The 5161-nt window shown below is 67.1% G+C and carries 3 protein-coding genes; 1 reads left to right on the forward strand and 2 read right to left on the reverse strand.

The window, feature by feature from the left end:
* Window positions 1-570: hypothetical protein (locus tag D7Y13_RS46080; protein ID WP_158626189.1), on the forward strand; the 570-nt coding region annotated here is incomplete at its 5' end.
* Window positions 571-603: 33 nt separating this feature from the next.
* Here the strand turns inward: D7Y13_RS46080 and D7Y13_RS38270 are convergent.
* Entirely contained in the window at window positions 604-4218 is a 3615-nt protein-coding gene (locus tag D7Y13_RS38270; protein WP_147444562.1) for an Ig-like domain-containing protein, read from the reverse strand.
* Window positions 4215-4715, reverse strand: a complete 501-nt coding sequence (locus D7Y13_RS46085) for a hypothetical protein (RefSeq protein WP_158620509.1) — start codon at window positions 4713-4715, stop codon at window positions 4215-4217. Before D7Y13_RS46085 ends, D7Y13_RS38270 begins: the two co-directional genes overlap by 4 nt.
* Window positions 4716-5161 lie beyond the last annotated feature (446 nt).

Below are 5161 nucleotides of genomic sequence, written 5' to 3' on the forward strand. Positions count from 1 at the left end.
GTGGGGGCCGGCCTTGGCGGGTGGGCGCTCTGGCCGACGTCCACGGGACCGGCGCCCACGTCGTCCGAGCGGGCGGAGCGCCCCGCGCCCGTTGTCGCCAAGGACGAACCTCCCCGGTCGGAGGCCCCCGTCTGGGAGCCTGTCGTGGAGCCCCTGGCGGGCATCGAGGAAGCCCAGCGGTTGATCCAGGCGCAGCGGAGGGACGCGGCCCTGGCGGCGCTGAAGAAGCTGGCCGTGAAACACCCGGCGAGCGCCTACGTCCGCTACCTGGAGGGCAACGTCAACTTCGACAACCTCCGCTGGGTGGACGGCGTGGCGGCCTACCGGGCGGCGCTGCGCAATGACGCCGCGTACCGCAACGCCCCCGTCCTCATCCAGAACGCCATCCGCTGCCTCGTCAGCGACCGGTTCCACCGCACCTGCCAGGACTTCATCCGCACGGAGCTGGGCGAGGCCGCGGTGCCCGCCCTGGAAGAGGCCGCGCGAGCCAACCCCATGGCCAGCGTCCGGGCCCGAGCAACGGAGCTGCTCCGCCGCCGGAGAACCGACGCCACGTCCGGGGCCCGCTGAGCCCCGGACAGGGCTTGCGCTGGCAAGGGATGCTCAGACCCGGCGTCGCCTGCCCTTCATCAGCGCCAGGCCCACGAGGCCCGCCAGCATTCCGAACGGCACGCCCCCACCCGAGGACGAGCAGCTCAGGCCACCGCCCAGGGTCCGCGTGTCGGAGCCCAGGGAGACTCGCCAGGCGCGGGTTTCGGGCGAGGGGTCCACGTTGCCGGCCCGATCCCTGGCGCGCACCTGGAACGAGTTGGCGCCCTCGAACACCTCGAAGGAGATCTGGGCGTCGCACGGCGTGAACTCCACGTTGTTCAGACTGCACTCGAAGGTCGCCCCCTCCTCCGTCGAGGAGAACTGGAAGGTCGCCGAGGTCGTCCGAACGCGGTCCTGCGGTCCTGCGGTGATGGTGGTGTCAGGGACCAGCGTATCCACGGACAGCGAGGTCGCCGTGGAGGACTCGCTTGAATTGCCTGCGGCATCCTTCGCACGGAGCTCGATGGCGTGGGCCCCATCCCTCAAGGGCTGCGTCGGGGCATAGCTCCAGCGCCCGACGTCGTTCGCGACCACCGTGCCGACCGGAACTCCGTCCACGGAGACGTACACCGTGCTGCCCGGCTCGCTGCTGCCTTCCAGCACCGGGGTGGCCGTCGCCACCAAGGCTTCGGCGGAGGGAGTCGTCAGGGCCGGGGCGGATGGCGCCTGCGTATCCACCACCCAGGAGTAGGAGACAGGGCTTGCGTCCTCGTTTCCCGCAGCGTCGATGGCTCGGATCTCAAGGGTGTGGGAACCGTCGGCGTAGTCCGTTTCAAAGGGACTGACACACCCCAGAGGAAGGGCGAGGTCCAGACGGCACTCGAAGCGCCCTCGCGCCTCGGTGGACGTGAAGCCAAACGGCCAGCGGGAGGTGTTCACCAGCTTCCCCGGGTACTTGGGTTCCTCGAGGAGCAGGGTGTCGGGGCGCTGCGTATCCACGGTCCAGATATGCACTGCGGGCTCGGCATCCTTGTTCCCCACCGCATCTTCGGCCGTGATTTTCAGTGTGTGCTCGCCATCCGAGATGACCTGCACGACAAGCGGTGACTTGCAGTCCTGGATTTCAGACGCCCTGTCGAGACTGCAATAGAACGTGACCACCTCTTCTGGAGGCCTGTTCGACGTGAACTCGAAACTGAAGATTTGAACGTTGGTGAGTTCAGGCGGCGCCTTGCTGATGATGGTGTCGGGAAGGTTGGTGTCGATGACCCAATCCCATCTCGCGGGAGGGGACTCGCTACCCGCGAGGTTCCTGGCACGTACGACGAGCATATGAGGCCCAGGCGCCAGCACTCCTGAAGTGTAGTTGGCAGTGCAGTCTTCAATCGCCGGGAGGGTGTCGAGCTGGCAGGGGAAGGTCGCCTTCGGAGCCGTCGATTCGAAGATGAACTTCGCCACCTGCTCGTTGGTCTTCGCAGCGGGCTTGGACTTGATGGTCACGTCAGGCGGGGTGCCATCCACGACCCATGAATAGGTCTCGGGAGTCTGATCCCGATTGCCTGCTGCGTCCTTGGCGCGGACCGTGAAGATGTGGCTCCCATTGCCGACGGTCACGGTATAGGGCGACACGCAGTCAGGGACGAGCGGTCGGTCATCGACCAGGCACTCGAAGGTCGCGTTCGGGTCGAGTGTCCCGGGATTCCCCACGGCGGGAGAGTTGAACTCAAATGTCGCCTGACCGGACTTGTCCAGCGACGGCGGGGTCTTGGTCAGCTTCGTCTCCGGCGCGATCGAATCCACGGTGAAGCGGTGCGGGTCGGACGGGGCGCTGCGATTCGAGTACGAATCCGTCGCGTCCGCCGTGATCTCCTGCTCCCCCTCGGACAGCTCCACCGAAGGACTGATGCTCCAGGTGCCCTGGGGATTGGCGGTCGTCGAGCCTACCTGGACACCGTCCGCGAACACGCGCACCTGCGCGCCTGGCTCCGCGGTGCCCTTCAAGAGGGGGAGGGTCGTGTTGACGAAGGTGCCCTGCGGAGGACTCGTCACGGCGGGCTTCGCGGGGCTCGTCGCGTCCACTTCCCACGAGAAGGAGGCTGCCGAAGAATCGATGTTCTTGGCCTTGTCCTGCGCTCGCACCCACAGCGTGTGCGGACCATCCCCAACGTTCACGGCATAGGACCCACCATTGCAGTTGGCGGTGAAAGGCAGACCGACGGGACCCGCGCCATCAAGGATGCACTGGAAGTCCGCCTCCTTTTCGGTGGAGGTGAAGGTGAAGGTGAAGGTCCGGACGTTCGTCTTCCTGTCCGGGAACGACGTGAGGATCGTGTCCGGGGCCTCTCGATCCACGGTCCAGTTGACGATGGCCGGGGAGCCATCAACGTTCTCCGCCGGGTCCTTCGCCCGAACACGAAAGACATGCGGTCCTTCCCCCACGGGCTTGATGCCGACGTTCACGGTGAGCGGGCTCACGCACGGAGCGAACCCCGCGGTGTCCAAGCTGCACTCGAAGGTCCCCGTCTCCCCTGGCTTCCCGATGAAGCTGAAGGAGAACGGGAAGGTGGTGTTCGAGGAGTAGGCTTCGGGAATGGATCCTGGGTCGAGGAGTGTGTCGGGTGCCGTGATGTCCACGGTGAACGAGCGACTGACGGAATCGGGACTCACATTCCCTGCCGTGTCCATCGCCGTGGCCTTGAGGCTGTAGGTGCCCTCAACGAGCGTGACTGGAAGCTCCCAACGTCCCGCTGCATCCGCATCCACCGGCCCCTTCGACTGCCCCCCTACAACAACCGTCACCTTGCTTTTCGCCTCGGCCGTCCCGGAAATGACGGGCGTCGTGGTGGCCACATAGGCACCGGCATCCGGTGAGGTCAGCAGAGGAGCACCTGGAAGGGTCAGGTCTGTTTCCCAGTTGTGGGACTCGGGGGTCGGATCGACGTTGCCCGCCTTGTCCTTCGCACGGACCTCGAACGAGTGGAGCCCCTCTCCGAAATCCAGACTCTGCGCCGACGCGCAAGGGGTGAAGTTCCCGCTATCGACCCGGCACTCAAAGTCCGCGCCCGCCTCCGAGGTGAAGGTAAACAGCCGCGTCCTCACCTTGGTGACGGGGGTGTTCGGAGTCACCGTGAGGCTCGTGACTGGCGGCGTATTGTCCACGGTGAACGACCGAGGGGCGGAATCGCTGCGGTTGCCAGCGGCATCAATGGCCCTCGCCCTCAAGATATGGGGGCCCTCGTTCAGGGGGAGCGGATCCGCGAAGAGCCAGACGTTCCCCGTCCTGCTGGCAAACGCGGTCCCCGCATCCGCCCCGTCGAAGAGCAGTGACACCGTGGTGTCCGGATCGGCGGTGCCCTGGAAGAACAGGGCACTGGAGCGGACGAACGCCCCCGCGTCTGGCGCACTGATGGTGGGCAGCGAGGGAGCCGTTGTATCCACCGTGAAGACATGGGTGTTGGAGAACGGGCTCTCATTGCCGGCCGCGTTCTTCGACCTGACACGGATCCAGTTCAGTCCCTCCCGCAGGGAGACGGAGGGGAGGTAGGACCAGGCGCCCGCATCGACACCGATATTCGTCACCCCTGGATCGTCATTGATGAAGAGGGTCACCAGGATTCCCGCATCGGCGCGACCGGACATCGTCGGGGTTGCGGTATTGAGGAGGGCCCCGTGGAGCGGTGCAATCACCGTGGGTTTGTCTGGGAACCCGGCATCAATGGGTCCCGCGTCGACGGTGCCTGCGTCCGCGGAGCCTGCATCCGCTGGGCCCGCGTCCGCTGGGCCGGCATCCGCCGCACCGGCATCCGCTGGGCCTGCATCCACAGGGCCCGCGTCCGCCGGGCCGGCATCCGCAACACCCGCATCCGCTGGGCCCGCGTCGGCTGGGCCGGCATCCGCCGCACCGGCATCCGCCGCACCGGCATCCGCCGCACCTGCATCCGCCGCACCTGCATCCGCCGCACCTGCATCCGCAGGGCCTGCATCCACAGGACCCGCATCCGATGGGCCTCCATCCACAGGGCCTGCATCCACCGCACCCGCATCCGATGGGCCTCCATCAACAGGGCCCGCATCCGCCCCCGCGTCCTCCGTGCCTGCATCGTCAGGGCCCGCGTCCAGCGCGCCCGCATCATCGAGTTCCAGGTCTTCAGAGCCCGAGGACACGCGCTTCTTTTCCGCAGCATCCATCGCCTCCATTTCAGGGAGGACACCTTGGACGACCTGCTGAAGTCCTGTTCCGCCTGCCTCCGCGCCCCGTGAGTCCCGCCCGTCAGGAAGGGTTCCAGGTGCCCCAGGCTCGACGAGCGCCGAACATCCGACCAGGGACCCGGCCTGGAAGAACACGCGCCCACCGCCACCACCACCACCGGGGCCTCCCTGGGTCGCGCCAGCGGTTCCACCCGCACCACCGCTCGCATCGACCGAACTGCACTTCGCGGTTCCCGTGAACCTCGCGACGATGGTGCCACCCGCGCCACCACCGCTGCCCGCGGCGCCAGTGCTGGGCTCCGCCGCGCGGCCCGTCGCGACGATGTCACCGGTCCCGCTCAATTCCCGGCCACGAATGAAGATGATGCCGCCACCCGGCCCACCTTCGTGAGTACCACTCCCGCCGCCGCCGCCCGGCAAC

Origin of the sequence: Corallococcus praedator, from assembly GCF_003612125.1 — a bacterium.
In the GTDB taxonomy this organism is placed as follows: Bacteria; Myxococcota; Myxococcia; order Myxococcales; family Myxococcaceae; genus Corallococcus; species Corallococcus praedator.

Bases quoted from the DNA above. Each gene is read 5' to 3' on its own strand.
- D7Y13_RS46085 (WP_158620509.1), bottom strand. From the start codon at position 4,715: ATGCTGCGGAAAAGAAGCGCGTGTCCTCGGGCTCTGAAGACCTGGAAC.